At 38.4% G+C, this 2266-nt stretch carries 2 protein-coding genes; both read right to left on the bottom strand.

What is annotated here, in order from left to right; all coding sequences use genetic code 11:
* A partial coding sequence (locus ACFVGY_RS37740; RefSeq protein WP_385687103.1) for a tetratricopeptide repeat protein occupies positions 1–858 on the bottom strand: 858 nt, incomplete at its 3' end.
* The gene (locus ACFVGY_RS37735; RefSeq protein WP_385687101.1) at positions 859–1041 is read right to left on the bottom strand and encodes a hypothetical protein; all 183 of its coding nucleotides are present in this window, start codon (positions 1039–1041) and stop codon (positions 859–861) included. It abuts the gene before it with no gap.
* Positions 1042–2266: the final 1225 nt, after the last annotated feature.

Below are 2266 nucleotides of genomic sequence, written 5' to 3'. Positions count from 1 at the left end.
CTTATCCATAGTATAAAATTCTGCAGCGATTAAAGCTAGCTCTTCAAAATATGGATAGCCTTGTCCTGTTCTCAATGCCTCAAGGGCATTCATGACCTTTTGCCTGCTTCCAGTCTCAATAAATAATGCCTTTAGAACATTTAATAAATCCTGAAACAGACTATCGTTAAATTCTTCAGCTTGCTCCATTGCTTTTCCAAAGAATCCGCGTCCTTCAATCTTTTCATTGTTCCTAAAATGAATCAGAGCTAAATCATAATAAGCCTGGGTAATTTCCTTCGCTCCGCTTATTTTAGCTGCCTTTATAGCCTTGTGATAATAAGGTACAGCCGAAAAAAGGCTTCCCATCTGGTTATAACTATTCCCCATATTCAACAAAGCTTTTGCCTTTAAAGGAGAATGGTCCTCCATACTATCCAGCAAAAATAAAGCTTTTTTCATATGAGAAAGCGCTCTGTCATGAGTCCTCAAATCATCATAATTGCCGGCAATAACAAAATGACACTTGATTCGATGAATTTTATAAGTATCGTGCTTTTTATAAATGTCATATGCCTGTTGCACATAATACATAGATACATGTGTTTGTTTCATATGGTAAAAGACCTCAGCCATTTTAAAATAAAACTCAGCTTTCTCTATTTCATCCAAAACCCTCGAAAGCTTCTTCTCAGCCTTTTTGTATGACTGAATGGCTCTTATGTACTCACCAACAGAAAAATCGTACATCCCTTTAAAAAAGTAAGTGTAGTACTCCATCATTCCAGACAGTTTTTTACCTTTCCCCTCAATCTTTTTTAAATAATCACCTTTATTGATTTTTTTAGAGGGATCAGCTGGAAACAAATAATCTACCATCTAACCGTCTCTGAACTCGATCAGCTGATAATATATAAGCAAATCTTGATTTTCTTCCATTACATCAATCATCTGTTCAACTTCCGCTTTTACCTTTTCAGCGTTTCTAACATCGAATCGATTTATGTACATGTGCCACTCATTTATCTTTAGCCCCACATTCGCAGATGGAATAACTTCCATTCCGAGTAACTCCTCCCCTAATTTAATACTTTTTTTGTAAATGGTAGCACAGAAAAAGGTATTAAATCGGAGTTGCGGGCGCAGAATCAAAAATTTTCGGCAAGCCGAAAACGAAATTTTTATAATTTTCTATGAAAACCATGATAATTTTCATAAATCTGCTTTTACCCATGAAAAAAGAGCAAAAAAATAGCCCTTTCGTTATATCTAAAAGAGACCTCTACAATCCAAAAATCAAAAAACTGCTAAATTTCTTTTCACAAAATCCAAACACCTTAAAAAACCATTTACAGCCCTTTACAGCCTTTTGAATATCATCACGACTTTTTATTCGACTTTAAATCCAAAACCCCTCAGAAACGAATCTGAACACCCTCAGACACATCCTCACCATCTACAAACTTCCAAACACACAATATCTACTTACCTACACACCAAAACTCTCATCTCACACATTCCCCTCTTAACATTGACCTCTCTCCCTAATCACTCCCATCACATATTCACCCTATACACTTCACTATCTCACTATCTCACTACCTCCCGTTCCTCCCACATACAACCTCCCCACACACTCACATCTTTCTATCGTGCGTTCGTGGTCTTTATTCCTTGCGTAGCCTATAAGGGTCACGGGTTGAAACAAAGTAAAAAGCCGTGACCCTTATAGGCGAAGCTTGCCTAAATGTTGAACGACTCTCGGTTTTTCTGATGCTATTAGTGTTCGGGAGGAACGGGATTGGTGTTTAAAAATAAACCCTTTTTAAACCCGTAAAACAAGGCATTTTAAACACTTAAAACAGCTATAAAAAAAGACGGACTGTTTTTACAGTCCGCCTTTCTCTTTAAGCGCAAAAGCCGGCAAGCCAGAAGCACTTATTTTTATCATAGCACTAAGTTCTTTTCTTTTAACAGACAAGCAAAAAACTATAGTGTAAAAAATTTTTATACTATGGGCTTTGCCCAAACCCACCAACGGATGGCCGTTGGATTCCAGCATTCAATCCCCCCAACCCCCCGCATCTCCGGGGGGCTCCCTCGCCGGTTGGCGTCAAACAAACGGGTTTGTTTGAGTGCTGAAAGGGTCCGGGTGGCGCTGAGCGAGACAACTCCTTAATCCTCCCTACGTTCCGGATACCGTTGACTCACGCCAAATTCGAACGCTGCCCATTTACAGAAAAAACAGATCCAACTCTATTCTTATGTATTATTCTAAAGTGAATTC

This window comes from Streptomyces sp. NPDC127106 (assembly GCF_042677605.1).
Taxonomy (GTDB): Bacteria; Actinomycetota; Actinomycetes; order Streptomycetales; family Streptomycetaceae; genus Streptomyces.
This window is presented reverse-complemented; position numbering and strand designations above follow the sequence as displayed.

Bases quoted from the DNA above. Each gene is read 5' to 3' on its own strand.
- ACFVGY_RS37735 (WP_385687101.1), bottom strand. From the start codon at position 1,041: ATGGAAGTTATTCCATCTGCGAATGTGGGGCTAAAGATAAATGAGTGG.